At 72.5% G+C, this 16,399-nt stretch carries 12 protein-coding genes; 3 read left to right on the top strand and 9 right to left on the bottom strand.

Going from position 1 to position 16,399, the window contains the following annotated elements; genetic code table 11:
• Positions 1-40: 40 nt before the first annotated feature.
• Positions 41-1,084: an SMP-30/gluconolactonase/LRE family protein gene (locus ABZY57_RS11530; RefSeq protein ID WP_356510619.1), complete on the top strand. Its 1,044-nt coding sequence runs from the start codon at positions 41-43 to the stop codon at positions 1,082-1,084.
• A gap of 83 nt (positions 1,085-1,167) precedes the next feature.
• Here ABZY57_RS11530 and ABZY57_RS11535 read toward each other — a convergent pair whose 3' ends face one another.
• Entirely contained in the window at positions 1,168-1,809 is a 642-nt protein-coding gene (locus ABZY57_RS11535; RefSeq protein ID WP_356510646.1) for a response regulator transcription factor, read from the bottom strand.
• 32 nt (positions 1,810-1,841) lie between these two features.
• A complete protein-coding gene (locus ABZY57_RS11540) occupies positions 1,842-3,152 on the bottom strand; it encodes a sensor domain-containing protein (RefSeq protein ID WP_356510621.1) in 1,311 nt (436 codons plus the stop codon).
• 108 nt (positions 3,153-3,260) lie between these two features.
• On the opposite strand from ABZY57_RS11540, the gene ABZY57_RS11545 reads away from it, so the two are divergent.
• Positions 3,261-5,177, top strand: coding sequence for an FtsX-like permease family protein (locus ABZY57_RS11545; protein WP_356510623.1), 1,917 nt, complete (start codon positions 3,261-3,263; stop codon positions 5,175-5,177).
• A gap of 26 nt (positions 5,178-5,203) precedes the next feature.
• On the opposite strand, the gene ABZY57_RS11550 is transcribed toward ABZY57_RS11545, so the two are convergent.
• From ABZY57_RS11550 to ABZY57_RS11580, 7 genes are all read right to left on the bottom strand, one after another.
• Positions 5,204-6,241, bottom strand: a complete 1,038-nt coding sequence (locus ABZY57_RS11550) for an AfsR/SARP family transcriptional regulator (protein WP_356510624.1) — start codon at positions 6,239-6,241, stop codon at positions 5,204-5,206.
• A 400-nt stretch (positions 6,242-6,641) separates the two neighbouring features.
• Positions 6,642-7,607: a class I SAM-dependent methyltransferase gene (locus ABZY57_RS11555; protein WP_356510625.1), complete on the bottom strand. Its 966-nt coding sequence runs from the start codon at positions 7,605-7,607 to the stop codon at positions 6,642-6,644.
• Positions 7,608-7,636: 29 nt separating this feature from the next.
• Positions 7,637-8,767 (bottom strand): type III polyketide synthase, encoded by a 1,131-nt coding sequence (locus tag ABZY57_RS11560; protein WP_356510648.1) that lies wholly within the window; start codon positions 8,765-8,767, stop codon positions 7,637-7,639.
• Between the two features lie 294 nt (positions 8,768-9,061).
• Entirely contained in the window at positions 9,062-10,519 is a 1,458-nt protein-coding gene (gene pcaB / locus ABZY57_RS11565; RefSeq protein WP_356510627.1) for a 3-carboxy-cis,cis-muconate cycloisomerase, read from the bottom strand.
• Complete coding sequence (locus tag ABZY57_RS11570) at positions 10,516-12,525, bottom strand: FAD/NAD(P)-binding protein (protein WP_356510629.1); 2,010 nt, start codon at positions 12,523-12,525, stop codon at positions 10,516-10,518. The genes pcaB and ABZY57_RS11570 overlap by 4 nt, the downstream gene beginning before the upstream one ends.
• A 128-nt stretch (positions 12,526-12,653) precedes the next feature.
• The gene (locus tag ABZY57_RS11575; RefSeq protein WP_356510631.1) at positions 12,654-13,790 is read right to left on the bottom strand and encodes a DegT/DnrJ/EryC1/StrS aminotransferase family protein; all 1,137 of its coding nucleotides are present in this window, start codon (positions 13,788-13,790) and stop codon (positions 12,654-12,656) included.
• A gap of 15 nt (positions 13,791-13,805) precedes the next feature.
• Positions 13,806-14,363: a cupin domain-containing protein gene (locus ABZY57_RS11580; RefSeq protein ID WP_356510633.1), complete on the bottom strand. Its 558-nt coding sequence runs from the start codon at positions 14,361-14,363 to the stop codon at positions 13,806-13,808.
• An 870-nt stretch (positions 14,364-15,233) separates the two neighbouring features.
• Here ABZY57_RS11580 and ABZY57_RS11585 point away from each other — a divergent pair.
• Positions 15,234-16,340 carry a polyprenyl synthetase family protein gene (locus ABZY57_RS11585; protein WP_356510635.1) on the top strand — a complete coding sequence of 369 codons (1,107 nt, stop codon included), beginning with the start codon at positions 15,234-15,236 and terminating at the stop codon, positions 16,338-16,340.
• The last annotated feature ends 59 nt before the right edge of the window (positions 16,341-16,399 follow it).

Here is a 16,399-nt window from a genome sequence, read left to right on the forward strand (position 1 = left end):
AACTTAGATTCGTGCTCATCCAGAGAGAAGAGGTCATCCAATGACGAAGAAGCCGACGAGGAAGCCGAAGAAGAAGCTCCCGCCCGCCGCCGCGCTCACCCTGGCCGCCGTCATGACCCTCGGCGCGGCCCCCGCCGCCACGGCCTCGGGCGCCACGGCCTCCGGCGCCGACGCCCACGGCGGCCAGGGGTCCCGTACGGGCATCTCCACGGCCTTCACCCTGCCCGGCGAGAAGGTCTTCCCGGAGGGCATAGCCGCCGACCCCCGCACCGGCACGGTCTACGTCGGCTCCTACGCGAACGGCGCCGTCTACCGGGCCCGCTCCGGCGGGCGCGCGGCGGAGGTCTTCCTGCCGCCGGGCACCGACGGGCGCCACACCGCGAACGGACTGCGGGTCGACGGGCACGGGCGGCTCTGGGTGACCGACTCCACGTCGGGCGTCTCGGTCTACGACACCCGGTCGGGGGCCCGTACGGCCCACTTCGAGATCCCCGGGAGCGCGCCGCGCTTCCTCAACGACCTGGCCGTCACCCCGGACGGCACCGCCTACCTCACCGACAGCGTCCGCGCGGTGGTCTACCGGGTCACCCCGGAGCAACTGGCCGCCGGAACGGGCCCGTTGCTGCCCGCGTACGACCTGAGCGGGCACCTCGCCCCCTCCCCGGCGGGCAGCTTCAGCCTCAACGGCATCACCGCGGACCCCGCCGGGCGGTTCCTGCTCACGGTCGACATGACGGCCGGCGATCTGTACCGCATCGACCCGGTCTCCGGCGCGGTCTCCCGCGTGGCGCTGACCGGCGGGGACCTGAAGACCGCCGACGGCCTCGACCTCGCGCCCGGCGGGGTCCTGCGCGCGGCCCAGAACACGCGGAACACCCTGAGCCGCTGGCAGGTGTCGGCCGACGGCACCCGGGCCCGCCTGGTCCGCACCGTCACGGACCCCTCGCTCCAGATCCCGACCACGCTGGTCCGGGTGCCGGGGCGGACGCTCGTGGTGCGGTCCCAGTTCGACAAGGACGGCGGGGTGCTGCCCTCGACCGGCGCGCCGGTCGAGTTCACCGTCGCCTCGGTCCGCGGGTTCTGATCCGCGGGCAGGTCCCGTCGGCGGTCCCGGTCGGCGGTCTCCGGTCGGCGGTCTCCGGTCGGCGGGTCCCGCCGGCAGTCCCGTCAGCCCCGCAGGTAGGCCAGGACGGCGAGAACCCGGCGGTGGGACTCCTGCGCCGGGGGCAGGTCGAGCTTCATCAGGATGTTCCCGATGTGCTTGCCCACCGCCGCCTCGGAGACGGTGAGCCGGCGGGACACCTCGGCGTTGGAATGCCCCTCGGCCACCAGGGCGAGGACCTCCCGCTCGCGGGCCGTCAGCCGCTCCAGGGGGTCGCGCCGGCGGCTGATGAGCCGGCGCACCACCTCGGGATCGACCACGGTCCCGCCCGCCGCCACCCGCGCGACCGCGTCGAGGAACTCCTCCACCTGCCCGACGCGGTCCTTGAGCAGGTACCCGACGGCCGTCCCGTCGCCGGAGTCGAGCAACTCGGCGGCGTACGACCGCTGTACGTACTGGGAGAGGACCAGGACGGGCAGGTCCGGGCGGGTCTCGCGCAGCCGCACGGCCGCCCGCAGACCCTCGTCGGTATGGTCCGGGGGCATCCGCACGTCGGTGACGACGATGTCCGGCCGGTGCGCGGCGACGGCCGCTTCGAGCGCGGCGGCGTCGCCGACGGCGGCCACCGTGCGGTGGCCGAAGCGGGCGAGCAGCCCGACGAGGCCCTCGCGGAGCAGCACGGAGTCCTCGGCGAGGACCACGCGCAGGCCCGCCGGCGGGCCGACCGGTTCCGGAGCGCCTACGGCTCCTTCGGGGCTTTCGGTGCCTTCGGTGCCTTCGGAACGCAAGGGATCTCCACACGCAGCAGGGTCGGGCCTCCAGGAGGACTGGTCAGGGTCAGTCTGCCGTCCACGACGGACATCCGGTCGGCGAGCCCGGTGAGTCCGCTCCCCCGCCCCGCGTCCGCGCCGCCCCGGCCGTCGTCGGCCACCTCCAGGGTGAGGCGGGTTCCGTCGTGCCGGCCGGTGACGGTGATCCGGCCCGCCCCGCTGTGCTTGGCCGCGTTGGCGAGCGCCTCGCTGACGAAGAAGTACCCGGCGGACTCGGCCTGTTCGGGCAGCCGGCCGGGGAGAAGGAAGTCGGTGTCGACCGGGATCGGTGAGCGGTCGGCGATGTCGGCGACGGCGTCGGGCAGGCCCCGGTCGCTGAGCACCTGCGGGTGGATGCCGTGGACGAGTTCGCGCAGCGAGGTCAGCGCCTGCCCGGCCTCGGCGTGCGCGGCGGCCAGCTGCCCGGCGAGCGCGCTGCCCGGCGGGGCGTCGAGCCGGGCCAGGCCCAGGGTCATGGACAGGGCGACGAGCCGCTGCTGCGCGCCGTCGTGCAGGTCCCGTTCGATGCGCCGCCGCTCGGCGTCGAAGGCGGCCGCCAGCCGGGCCCGGGAGCTGGTCAGCTCGGTGACCTTGACGGCCAGGTCGCCCGGACCGGGGCCGAGCATCAGCCGGGCCAGGGCCGCGCGGGCCCCCGCGAGCACGCCGAGCCCGTAGAGGAAGAACGGGAGGAGGAGCAGTCCGGCGGCGGCGCACAGCAGCGCCTCCGGGTAGCCGGTGATGCCGTGGATCTTGAGGGGGTTGACCTGTTCGCCGTCGAGGGCGAGCAGGACGGGGGTCGCGATGAGGTCCGCGGGCAGGAAGAGCGCCGTGCCGACCGCGACCAGTTCCAGCGGCCACAGGACGGTCGCGGCGAGGAACGCGTACCCCAGTTCCCGCCAGGTCGCCTGCTCGCGGAAGCGGGTGGCGCCCCACGCCCTGAGCCCCGTACGGTCCGGGTCGCGGTGCGGGTCCGGCAGGGGTGCGGAGCCGGGGTCGAGGAGCCGCAGCCGGCGGCGCTCGACGGCCGCGAACGGTACTCCGGCCAGGGCGAGCGCGGCCAGCAGCGGCAGCCCGACGAGGACCACGGCGAGCACCGTCCCGGTGACGGCGAGCAGGGTCAGCACCGTGAACGCGAGGACACCGGTGATGCCGCCGGTGAGCAGGTAGGCGGCGGCGCGCCACGGCCGGGCGGTGCGCAGGTACCGGCCGGGGGCGACCGGGCCGGGGAGGGAAGGCGGCATGCGTTCACGGTAGGCGGCGGGCGGCGCCGGCGCGGTAGGGCTGGCCATACCCTCGGGACTCGCCCCTGCCCCGCTGACCGGGCGCCGCGCCGGCGGTTGGCTGGAGCCATGCTGAGAATCGCGTTGAGGTCGCTGCGGCGGCGCTGGCCGACACAAGTGGGAACGTTCGTCGCGGTGGCCCTGGGGGTCGCGCTGATGAGCGTCATGGGTCTGGGGCTCGCGGCGTCGGCGTCGCTGCCCTCCGGGGTCGAGGTGGTGGGCCTCAACTCGATGCTGGGCACCGCGGGCGGGGTGAGCTCCTTCGTGGCGGCGTTCGTGGTGGCGTCGACCTTCTCGTACGCCGTGGCCACGCGGCGGCGCGAGCTGGGGCTGCTGCGGCTGGCCGGGTCGACGCCCGGGCAGTTGCGGCGGCTGGTGATGACGGAGGCGGCGGCCGTCGGGCTGGCCGGATCCGCGGCCGGGCTCGTCCTGGGCCGGGAGGGCGCCCCGCTGATGGCCCGCTGGACGGTGGCGCAGGGGCTGGCGCCCGCCGGGTACGCGATCGGGGACCAGACCTGGCCGCTCCACGCAGCCTTCTGGACGGGACTGCTGGTCGCATGGTCGGGGGCGTACGCGGCTTCCCGGCGGGCGGGCCGGGTCGGTCCGCTGGAGGCGCTGCGCGAGGCCGTGACCGACGAGCGGCCCATGACGCCGGGGCGCTGGGCGGCCGGGGTCGGGCTGCTGCTGTGCGCGGTCGCCTTCGTGGGGTGGCGGCTCGGGTCGGACCCGGGCTCGCTGCTCAAGCGCAAGACGTACACCTGGCAGCCGATGCTGCTGATCTGCGCGTGCGGACTGCTGGCACCGGTGCTCGTACGGCCCGTCGTACGGCTGCTGATGTGGGTCCCGGTCCGGCTGACCTCCTATGCGGGCCGGCTGGTGCGGGCGAACGCCGCCGCCGGGATCCGCCGGACGGCCGCGGTGGCGGCGCCGGTGCTGGTGATGGTCGCGCTGACCGGATCACTGCTGGGCTCGGCCTGGACCCTGAAGGAGGCCAAGGCGGTGGAGGCCCGTGCCCGGACCGGCGCGGACTACGTGCTGACCGGCGGGCGGCTGCCGAACCCGGCGGCAGGACGGGGGTTGGCCGGCATACCGGGTGCGAGCGCCCTCGCGGTGGCCGACACCCGGCTGACGGTGCTGGAGGAGGGGTTCGTGAAGGTGTCGACGGAGGCCTTCGCGGTCGACCCGGCGGCGCTGGCCGAGGTCTCGCGGCTGCCGGTGGTGGCGGGCTCGGTCGCCGACCTGGACGACGGCGGCATCATCGTCACGCAGGAGTGGTGGCAGCACCGGGTCGGGGACTCGGTACCGCTGTGGCGTGCGGACGGCACCGCGGCCCGGCTGCGGATCGTGGCCGTGATGCGGACGGGTACGGGCGACAACGGGGCCTACGTGACCCCGCGCAACGCGCCCGGCGCCAACGTCTCCCGCATGGAGGTCAGGGCGCCCGCGTCCGCGGATGCGGCGGTCCGTGAGGCGGCGGCCCGCTACGGGGCCACGGCCCACACCAAGGAGGAGTGGCTGACGGCGACGCACCCGCGCACGAACCGCTTCACGGTGCTCGGCTACGTCCTGGTACTGGGCATCGCCCTGGTCTACACGGCGATAGCGCTCGCCAACACCCTGCTGATGGCCACCTCGGACCGGGCCGGCGACCTGCGCCTGCTCCGGCTGGCCGGGGCCACCCGCGGCCAGGTGCTCGCGGTGACGACGGCCGAGTCCCTTCTGGCGGCGGCGGTCGGCGCCCTCCTGGGGACGGCGGTCACCGCGGTCAACCTGGCGGGCATGCGCGCCGCCCTCGCGGTCCTCGGCGTCGACTCGCCTGTGGTCGTCCCCTGGCTCCCGATGGGAGCGGTCGCCGGTGTCTGCGCCGCGCTCTGCGTCCTGTGCACCCTGCTGCCGGCGGCCCGCGCCCTGCGCCGCCGGACGGGGCGGCGCAGGGCGCGGTCGGGTGAAGTGCCCGCTGTCGGCGCCGGGTCGGCCTCGGGCTGAGGTCCCGGCGGCCTGGCGGACCCGGCTCAGTCCAGGGTCGGGGCCTGGCGCAGGATCTCGACCTCCAGGCGCTGGAGCGCGGGGCTCGACGAGATGCCCAGGTCCTCGGCCATGCGCCGCTGGTGCAACCGCAGCACCGAGAGCGCGTCGGCCTGGCGTCCGGCCCGGTACAGGGCCAGGCTGAAGAGTTCGCAGCCGTATTCGCGGAGCGGGTGGGCCTGCGTGAAGCCCGCCAGTTCCGAGACGGCCACTTCGTGGGCGCCCACGGCGATCAGGGCCGCACAGCGGCCCTCGACCACCGAGAGGCGCAGTTCTTCCAGGCGCACGACCTCGGGCGACACGTGGGTGGCATCGGAGACCTCCGCGTACGCCTCCCCGCGCCACAGGGCCAGCCCGGCCTCGAACTCCTCCAGGGCCCGCTGCGGGTCACACCGGTCCAGTGCCTGCCAACCGGCGGTCGCGCACTTGCCGAACCGGTGCGCGTCGACGTCGACGACGCTGCTGTCGAGTAAATAGCCGCGGCCCCGGGTGCGCAGTACCTTCGCCGGCTTGCGCGGCGCGCGGTCGGGCTCCAGCACCCGCCGCAGGTTGGCGATGTAGGCGTGCAACGAGGAGATCGCCGACTGCGGCGGCTGACCGTCCCACAGCGCTTCCACCAGGACGTCGACCGAGACGGGCTGGCCCACCTGGCTGACCAGCAGGGTGAGTGCGGCCCGCTGCTTCGTCGCCCCGAGGTCCACGTACCGACCGCCGATGGTCGCCTCGATCGGGCCCAGCACCCGGAACTCCACCTTGGCGGGCGGTAGGTCCCTGGCCTCCTCGGGATCCTCCTGCGCCCACCGGACACCGCCGTGCGACTGCGGAGCGGGCGGCTGGGGCGCGACGGCGTGCGCTCCAGTCCGCTCGCGGGCCATCTCGAAGACGGCGGCCGGTGGCGGCGACTGGAGATCGAGCTCCAGCGCCATCGTGAAGTACATCTTCAAGGTCTCGTTCGCCTGCCGGAGTTCCCGTACTTCCCGCTCCAGCTCGGCGACGCTCCGCGTGCTCCTGCTACTGCCTCCCAAACGCTGTCCGACCACAATGTCCGTACCACGTCTACCGCCGCCCCTGAGGTCCGCGGTCAACACACCGAAATCAATTTCTTCGTTCACTGCCTCTGTACTCATCAAGCTCCCCCGAAAGATGCGTACGCCCCGGCCTGAGCCGGATGACGAGAGTCGTCACCTCTACACCAGGAAGGATCCAGCATGGCGATCAAGAATGACAACCCTCGTTGAAAATCTTGGCAGTTGAACTTTGGCCAGCCGGAAGCCGTATGCCCGAAAAGGTAGATCCGGGCAACGTTCGGAATGCCGCGCTCCTGCGTGCGGTGACGTTCCGCTCGTCAGTGATCATGCTCGGAGCGCCGGGGCGGGTTCATTCTGCTTCCCCTCCGTCCGGCGCTCCGCAAATAGGACCCGTCGACTACCGCGCGAAGATCAGCGTGGTCGGCGAAGGCGTGGTCTGGAAGGTGATTTCACCGAAGCCGGCCTTGGTGAGCCAGGCGTGGTAATCGGCCCGGCGCCAGGTGCCTCCGTGCCTGCTCTTGAGCAGCATTTCCGAGGCGAAGGTGAGCGCGAAGGCGGGGCCGCTGCGGTCGTCCTCGACGATGTAGTCGGAGACGACCAGTGTGCCGCCGGGCTTCAGGGCGCCCCGGGCCTTGGCGAAGATCTCGATGTTCTCCTCCGGCCCTTCCTGATGCGCGATGTTGGAGTACATCACGACATCGTGCGCGGAGTCCCCGAATCCGGTGGTGTGGAAGTCCCCGTCGATGTAGCTCATGCGATCGCCCACGCCCCGCTCCCCGAGCAGCCGGCGGGCGATCGAGTTGATCGGCTCCCAGTCGAGCTGGGTGGAGCGCGCCTCGGGGTTCAATTCCAGCCAGATGCCCGAACAGATGCCCGAGCCGCCGCCGATGTCGAGGATGGAGATCTCCCCGGCCTCCGACAGCCGCAGCGTCTCGGCGGCGATCTTGGCGACGGGAACCGACTGCGCGGCGATGGCCTGGACGAGGTTCTCCCAGTGCGGGTTGTCGGCCACCTCCACGACCGCGTCGGCCAGCGGGCCGCCGGCGCGGACGACCTCGGGCAGCACCGAAAGACTGGCCAGGTGGCCCATCTTGAGCTTGGCGAACCCGCTCAGCGACTCGGCCCGTCCCTCCACCAGGAAGGCGGACGCCTCGGCGGTGTTGCGGTAGCCGTTCGCGTCCACCTCGACCAGGCCGATGCTGACCAGACCGTCGAGGAGCGCCTGCGCGCCCCGCTCCGAGATCCCGGCGAGGTCGGCCAGGTGGGCGGCGGAGTTGGCGCCGTCCTCCAGGTGCGTGAACAGGGAGTAGTTCGCCGCCGTACCCAGGATGCCGGTCGCCCAGTACCCCGTGATGAGCTGCATGATCCGATCAGACGTCGGCTGGCTGTCCGTCATGCCGTCCCCACCATGCTTCCCGAGAGCTGACGCGGCACCGACAGGGTGGCCGGCTTCGCTTCCGTGTGCTGCGGGGCGGCCGGAACCCAGCTCCCCAGGACCATTTCGGCGGTGATTCCGGGACCGAATCCGGCGATCACACCGGTGGATCCCGTCGTCAGGCGCTCGGCTTCTTCGAACTGCCGGCGAAGGGCGTCGAAGACGACGGCGCTGGCGATGTTCCCGTATTCGGTCAGCGTGGACCAGCTGTGACGGAAGACCGTCCGGTCCACGTTGAGGAACTTGGCGAGGTCGTCCAGAATGCGGGGGCCGCCGGCGTGGATGATGTAGAAATCCAGATCACCGATGTCCCAGCCGTGGAGCGCGGCCAGATCGCCCAGCACCGGAGCGATCGGTTCCATCGTCCCGGGGACCCGCCGGTCGAGCTGGAAATGGAATCCGGTGTCGCGGACGGAGTACGAGATCCAGTCCTCGGTGTTCGGAATGAGGTAAGAGGCGTTGCGCTCCAGCAGGACGCCGGCGCCGCCGCTGCCCCGCACCACCGCGGCCGCGACCGCGTCACCGAACAGCCCGTCCGACAGCAGGGAACCGACATCGTCGGCATCGGGCTGGTAGCACAGCGAGCACAGCTCGCAGGAGACGATCAGGACGTTGCTCTCGGGGTGCGCCACGCAGAAGTCGTGGGCGCGGTTGATCGCCGCGCCACCCGCCGCGCAACCGAGCTGCGCGATGGGGAGCTGTCGCGTGTCGTAGCGGAACCCCATCTCGTTGATCAGCCACGCGGTGAGCGAGGGCATCATGAACCCGGTGCACGAGACGTAGATGATCGCGTCGATGTCCGTCGCCACCAGGCCCGCATTCTCCAGGGCCTTTTCTATGACTTCCGGGCACCGCTTCTTCGATTCGATCTCGTAGATGCGGTTGCGTTCCTGGAATCCGGGGTGGCGCAGCGTCTTCTCGATCGGCTGGACCAGGTGCCGCTTCCGCACCCCCGTGTTCTCTATCAGTCGAAGGGCCAGCGGAAGCTGCGGCTTGCCCGCGTGTGCTTCCCTGGCGAATGCCAGAGTGTCTTCCATCGTGATGATGTGTTCCGGCACGCTCACCGAAGGCTTACATAGAATTGGCATACCTGGCATCTATCTCTCTGATGTAGAGAATTTCTGCTGCCCTCACAGCGTGTACGTTCCCCAACATCGCGTATGGCGCTTGCTACTGGCTTGGCGGTGACTTGCCGTTCACCGAGGCCTTTCACCGCGCGGATTGGGGCGGATCGGCCCGCGGTCAAGTTGGCCGAAACTCGCCGTCTGCGGGACCCGGAAACGACGGAGCCCCGGCCGGGGACGGCGACCCTCAAGGTCGTCCGCCCCCGGCCGGGGCTCCTCGCGACGCCGGGAATCCCGGCGCCGCCCTGTCCGCTCCCGCTACTGCGCCTGCGCCTGCGCCTGCGGAGCTCCGCCCGCGTCGGCCAGCTCCCGGTCCACCAGGGCCGATGCGGCACCGGTGTACCGCTCCGGGTCCAGCAGCCGGATGATCTGGGCATCCGTCAGGTGCCGCCTCACCTTGGGCAGCGCGCCCAGGACGGCGGCCAGCGAGCCGCCGGTGCGGTCCGCCTCGGCCGAGGCCCGGGTCAGCAGCTCCTTCGCCTCGGCCTTGCCGAGGCGGGGGGCCAGGACGGCGGACATGCGCTCCGAGACCACTTGGCTTCCTGTCAGCATCAGGTTCTCCCGCATCCGTTCGGGCCGTACGACCAGCCCCTCGGTCAGTTCCACGGCGGTGTGCGCGGCGCCGCCGGCCAGCCGCAGGCACTCGCGCAGCAGCTGCCACTCGGCGTGCCACACTCCGGCCGAGCGCTCGTCCTCACAGACCAGACACTGCGTCACCCCGGCTGCGATCACCGGCACTTGGAGTGCGGCGCTGCGGATCAGGGTGGCCAGGACGGGGTTGCGCTTGTGCGGCATCGCCGAGGACGCGCCGCGCCCTTCCACGGCGGGTTCGCCGACCTCACCGACCTCGGTCCGGGTCAGCGACTGCACGTCCACGGCGATCTTGCCCAGGGCGCCCGTGACGAAGGCCAGGGCGGCGGCGAGGTCGGCCATCGGGGTGCGCAGCGCGTGCCACGGCAGCGGGGGGCGGGCCAGGCCGGTCTCGGCCGCGTAGGCGTCCAGGAGCCGGTCCACGTAGGCGTGGCCCGCTCCGGGCTCGGCGAACTCCAGGTATCCGGCCAGGGTGCCGGCGGCCCCGCCCAGCGATACCGGCAGGCCTCCGTCGAGTACGGCGGCCACCCGGTCCCGGGCGTCCAGCAGGAGCCTGCGCCAGCCGGCCGCCTTCAGGCCGAAGGTGGTGGGTACGGCGTGCAGGGCGAGGGTGCGGCCCGCCATGGCGGTGTCGCGGTGCCGGGCGGCGAGGACCGCCAGGGCCTCGGCGGACCGTTCCAGGTCCGCGCGGATCAGCCGCAGTGTGCGGTCGGCGACCAGCATGGCGCCGGTGTCGAAGACGTCCTGGCTGGTGGAGCCGTGGTGGACGAACTCGGCGGCTTCCGGCGACTCCACTGCGACCAGCCGGGTGAGTTCCCGGACCAGTCCGACCACCGGGTTCGCGGTCTCCCGCGCGACCAGCGCGAGCGCGCGCACGTCCAGCAGTTCGGCCCGCGCCACGCGGCTGATGACGGCGGCCGCCTCGGCGGGCACGGTGCCGGCCTCGGCCTGGGCGCGGGCGAGGGCCGCTTCGGCGTCGAGCATGGCCTGCAGCCAGGCCTGGTCGGAGGTGGCGGCCTCGGCGGGCGTGCCGGCCCGGACCGGGGACAGCAGTCCGGCGTCGGGGCCGTACCCGGCCCCGGCCGGCGCCGTGCCCGGCGCGCCCGCTCGGTCGTCGGCTGTCATGCGTTCACCTCGACGGGTTCGGTGGGGGCGTGCCGGTGCCCTCCGGGCGGACCGGCGTGGGCGGACAGGGCGAGTACGGCGCAGGCGATGGCGTCCGCGTCGCCGAGCGTCATGGAGTTGACCCCGGGGCGGCTCCCGGCTGCGGTCACCCAGTGCACCGCCTCGGTGGGCACGCCGTAGGCGAACCGGCGCGGGTGTGCCCGGCCTTCGGCGTCGACCAGCCGGTAGGGGCGCTCGGTCACGGCCAGGCCCTTGGTCTCGTACGCGATGCCGCAGGCGCCCTCGATGCGGTGGCGGGCGGCCTGCCCGCTCTCCAGCAGGTCCCGCAGCAGCGGGTCCGCCGTGCGCGGCAGGTCGGGCTCCGGCAGCCGGGCCTCGATGAGGGCCGTGGCCGCGACCGGGGGGCCGGGAACGAGGTCGGAGGTGACCGTGAAGACGGCCCGGTCCGCGCCGTCGCGGGCGCCCGCGGACGGGGACGGCTCCGCGGACGGGGCGTGCAGCCGCACGCCGGGGCCGAGGACCTCCACGACCCCCGCCTCGATCAGTGCGATCAGTTCCTCGATGCGCGAGGCGGGCGGCCCGATGGACAGGAACGCGTTGAGCGGGGTGTACCAGCTCTGCAGGTCGTCCCGGTAGGAGGCGCCCTCCAGCTTTCCGTGGTCGACGGCCAGGCGTATCTCGTTGCGCAGGTCGCGCAGGACGTCCAGGGCGGACTTCAGCGGGCCGTGCACGTTGCCGGCCCTGGCCTGGCGCACGTCCTCGGCCAGGTGGCCGAGGAGCCAGGCCCGGTGGCCGGCGCGGTCGCCCAGGTCGTGGCCGCGGTAGGGCCGGGCCAGTGTCTCCCAGTCCCAGCGGTCCTCCGGGGCGATGCCGGCGGAGTCCAGCAGCCGGCCCTCGGACTCGGCGTCCGGCGCGGCCAGGTAGTGCTCGACGAAGGATTCACGCTGCCGCTCCCGTCCCCGGGCCGCGAGCAGGGCGCCGTAGTAGACGCCCTCCACCTCCTTGGCTATCAGCGGCCACAGGTCGGTGAGGAAGTGCAGCCGTTCGCCGTCCGCCGCGCGCCGGTGCATCCGGTCGATGGCCTGCGGGGTGAGCAGCCGTGGCTCGTGGCGCTCGTACGGGCCCTTCTGGTTCTCTCCGCGTGCGTGGTACGGCACTCCGCGCCGGGAGCCCGCGACGATCTTCGGCTCCCGGCCCGAGGGCAGGTAGCGCAGCACGTCGCCCTCGCGCGCGAAGGAGCCGCCGCGGCCCTCGGTGAGCAGTGCGAGGACGTCGAAGCAGTTCAGCCCGAGGCCGCGGACGAAGACCGTCTCGCCCGGCGCCACCACGGACAGGTCCACGTCCGCGGGGTTCGATGGGGCTATGTAGGTCAGCCCGTGCGCGGCGGCGGCCTCCGCGAGCGCGCTCTCGCCCGGGGTGGGCCTGGCGGGCACGTGGCCCAGGGAGAGGACGACGGCGTCCAGGCCGGTGAGCCGTGTGCCGTCCGCCAGCTCCAGGGTCTGCGGACCGCCGTGTCCGGCCTCGTCGGTCAGGGCCACGGCGCGGGTGCGGTGCTCGACGATGGTGACGTGCTCGGGCGCGGCCGCGGTCACCACGCGGAAGGCGTCCTCGAGGTAGGCGCCGTAGAAGGCGCGGGTGGGGTAGTCGTCCGGGCCCAGCCGGCGGGCCTCGGCCAGCGCCTCGGCGGGGAACCGGTCCCGTACCGCGGGCTCTTCGGCGCTGCGGGCGAGGTCGGCCGCCCACTCGTACAGGCTGGGGCCCTCCTCGACGGGGCCGTCCATCAGCACGCTGTGGTCGGTGTAGACGGTGACCTGCGAGGCCACGGTGTTCATGAGCAGCTGGCGCGGCTGCTCGGTGCGCCACACCCTTCCGGGGCCCGGTGCGTGCGGCTCGACGACGTGCACGGTCACCGCGTGGTGGGACGGGGATTTGCGCTCGTTGGCACAGAGCCGCTCCAGGACCGCGAAACCGCGCGGCCCCGCGCCGACAAGGGAGACCGTAAGCACCAACACTCCTCAAACACAGGTTCCGGCTCGGTCAGGGACGTACGGGGAGAGGCGCGGGCGTCGCAGAGGGGGGACGCGCTTCACGAGGCGGCGCGGCAGCAGCCGAGTCCTGCTGCCGCGCCCGGGGTTCAGCGGCCGCGCGCGTGGGTGCGCAGCTCGGTCCGCAGGACGCTCACGACCCGCTCGACCTGGGCCTCGCTCAGCTCGGCGTGCATCGGGATGGCCAGGTTGCGCTGGAAGAGATCGGCCGAGACAGGGCATTTGCGCTTGGACTGGTACACGGGCTGCACGTGGGTCGCCCAGGTGCCGTGGCCGCAGCCGATGTCCTGGGCGCGCAGCGCGGCGGCGAGGCCGGCGCGGTCCACCCGCGGGTCGAGGGTGACCATGTAGGACTGCCAGGCGTGGGTGCGGTCCTCGGGCACGTGAGGGAGCCTCACGAGCTCTTCCTCCGCGAGGAGTTCGCCGTACTGCGCGGCGACGGCGCTCCGGCGGACCAGCAGTTCGTCGATCCGGCCCATCTGCACGCGCAGGATCGCGGCGGCGATGTCGGACATCTTGTAGTTGTAGCCGATGTCGGTGAACTCGGGGATCGGCAGGCCGACGATCTGCGACTGGTCGAAGATGCTGCCGATGCCGAAGGAGGACCGCAGTCGGGCGTCCTGCCCGATGACGGGGTCGGCGGAGAGCAGCGCCCCGCCCTCGCCGCTGCTGGCGCCCTTGCGTCCGTGGAAGGACAGGCAGGCGACCGGGGCGAGCGTGCCGGCCTGGCGCCCCTGGTAGGTGGCGCCGACCGAGCAGGCGGCGTCCTCGACCACGAACAGTCCGTGGCGGTCCGCGATCGCGTTCAGCTCGGTGTAGTCGGCGGGCAGGCCGACCGTGTCCACCGCGATGATGCCGACGGTGCGCGGCCCGATCAGGCTCTCCACCGCCTGCGGGTCCACGGTGCCGGTGTCGGCGCGCACGTCGGCGAAGACGGGGACGGCGTCGACGTAGCGGACCGCGTGGGCGGGGGCCGGGAAGGTGTAGTCGGCGACGATCACCTCGTCGCCGGGCTCGACGCCGAGGGCGAGCATCGCGAGGTGGAGCGCGGCGCCGCAGTTGCTGAGCGAGACGGCGTCACCGACCCCGTAGCGCTCGACGAGCTGGGCCTCCAGCGCCTTGCCCTGCGGGCCCTGGCCGGCCGGCCAGCCCGAGGAGAACACCTCGGCGACGGCGGCCAGTTCCTTCTCTCCCAGACTCGCGTGAACGAGGGGAATTCTGTCCATGGTGGTCACCTCTCGTTACGCCGTGCGGTCGGTCGTGGACCGAAGATTCGGAAGGACGGGCGGTTCGAAGCGCAGGGGCGTGATCTGGTTGACGTCATAGCGTTCGCGCATCAGCCGGACGGCCGCGGCGTCCACCGAGGGGCCCGCGGAGAAGATCTCGACGATCTCCTCGAAATAGTGCTCGTGATCGGGCGAGGGGTAGCTCTGGAAGAGCATGCGCGCCGGTTCGTCCGAGGCATTGCGGAATGCGTGCGGGGTGCCCGGGGGGACGAACATGCAGCTGCCGGCGGTCGCGCGGACGGCTTTGTCCCCGGCGGCGGATTCCCAGTTGCTCCATCGGTCCGTCGTGCGTTCGGCGGGCTCGAACGCCAGGAGTTCCAACTCCCCTTCCAGGACGTAGAAGAACTCCTGCGACTGGGTGTGCGTGTGCGCACCGACGTCGAAGCCCGGCGGCACGATCACTTCGAAGACAGAGATGGAAGAGCCGTCCGCCGCAGTGACCTTGAAGGTCACGTCCTGTGCCTTCGTGACCAGCTTTCGCCCCTGGCCGGGTGGAACAATTAGCCCGCTCATGTGATTGATTTCCTCGTAGTCGCTGCGAATTCCCGCTCGAGGGCGAGCGGCCCGACGGCCTCTGACACGGGCCGACGAGGCACGTCAAGGCCCGCCTGTTTCAAGCTGGTTGACTGGAGGGGCGGGGTTCCTCCCCGCCCCTCGCGAGGGCCGCACCGCGTGCCGGACGGACGGAGGTGCGATGCGAAGACATTCGGGGGGAACGGCCCGACCCGTCTGACGGCTTTAGGCCGCCCCCTCTATGTGCGTACCCCGGAACCCCTGCGTCCAGAGCTCCGATTAATGGGTTGCACGAAGAGGATCACCGAGCCGGGACGGATTCGTCAAGGGCCCCCTTCCACCCACCTAGAATTCCCCAAGTCGAATTGACACACAACGACTGGCCTGCCGAATTGATCGGTATCGCATTGTCCGGACGGCCCATCGGACGCCGCCCCCTCACCCCCCGGCGACTCCCCGCCACGACGATCGGCGACTTCCGGACAGGCTGGCTCAACCAGCCCTGCCGAAGGAGCATTTCGCGGCACACGACAGAGGCCGGAGACCGGCTGGGCAGGGCGCCGGCGCACCCTGGCAGGCCACCACGCATTACAGCCGATGGCCCGTGCCCGCGCCAACCGGCGACTTGGCCGCGACTGTTTTGCGGATTGGTATCGGCTTGCCTCCAAGCCAATACCAATCCACCCCTCAGTCCCCGGCAAGCCATTTGACCGAAGATGACCGTCGCAGCTCGGAGAGCCCGAAATCCTGCGGCCTGAATTCATGAGTTCCCGGTGGCCGGATCAGTGACCCGGCACCGCGCCGGGCCCGAGGCCGGGAGCCCGCGCGCGCCGGCGCCACCACATCGAAGTGACTGCCAAGGAGAACGTCGTGTTCAAACTTCCCGCGGAACCAGACCGGCCGACGCCGCAGGCCCCCACCGGGAGCACGGACGTGGACCGTGACGCCTTCGACGATCTGCTGGCCCGGGTCGGCGTCGCGATCGATGACCTCCTGAAGGCCGAGACCGAGCGCTGGGGGGCCGTCGACGCCCGCGTGGCGGTCCCGGTCGAGGCGGTCGCGGACATCGTCAGGGCGGGCGGGAAGCGGCTGCGCCCCGCCTTCTGCATCAGCGGCTACCTGGCGGCCGGCGGTACGGCGGACCCCGAGGACACGGAGACGGTCGTCTCGGCGGCGGCCGCGCTGGAACTCCTGCACGTGTTCGCCCTCATCCACGACGACATCATGGACAACTCCGACACCCGGCGCGGGACCCCCACCGTGCACGCCAGGCACGCCGCCCTGCACGCGGAAAACGGCTGGGCGGGCGAGCACCGCCGGTTCGGCGAGGGCATCGGCATCCTGGCCGGCGACCTGGCGCTCAGCTACGCCAACCGGCTCGCCAGCGGGCTGACCGGCCCCGCCCTGCAGACCTGGAACGACCTGGTCACCGAGGTGATCATCGGCCAGCAGCTGGACATCGCCCTCGCCGCGGAGCTGACGCCGGACCCGGCGCTGTCCCGCTGGGTCGCCGTCTGCAAGTCCGGCCGCTACACCATCCACCGGCCCCTCGCCCTCGGGGCGGCCATCGCCGGACGGCCCGAACTGCAGGTGCCGTTCGAGGAGTACGGCGTCGCGGCCGGCGAGGCGTTCCAGCTCCGCGACGACCTGCTCGACGCCTTCGGCGACGGGGTGGCCACCGGCAAGCCCGCCGGGCTGGACCTCGTGGAGCACAAGATGACCCTGCTGCTGGCCCTGGCGGCCACCAAGGACGAGCGGGTGGCCCGGCTGGTGGAGGACGGCAGGAGCGGCGGCGGCTGGGATCCGGCCGAGCTGCGGGAGGCACTGCTCGCCTCCGGCGTCCGCCAGGAGGTCGAGGAGCAGATCGACCAGCTCGTCGCGACCGCCTGCGCGGCGCTCGACGACGCGCCGCTGGCGGACGACTGGCACAAGCGCCTGATCAAGATGGCCGAGCAGGTGGCCTACCGCGACCGCTGAGCCGACGAAGCACCGGGGCCGGCCCGGAACTCCCGCCCGAAGGCGGAGAGTTCCGGGCC

Origin of the sequence: Streptomyces sp. NPDC006450, from assembly GCF_040612195.1 — a bacterium.
Lineage (GTDB): Bacteria > Actinomycetota > Actinomycetes > Streptomycetales > Streptomycetaceae > Streptomyces.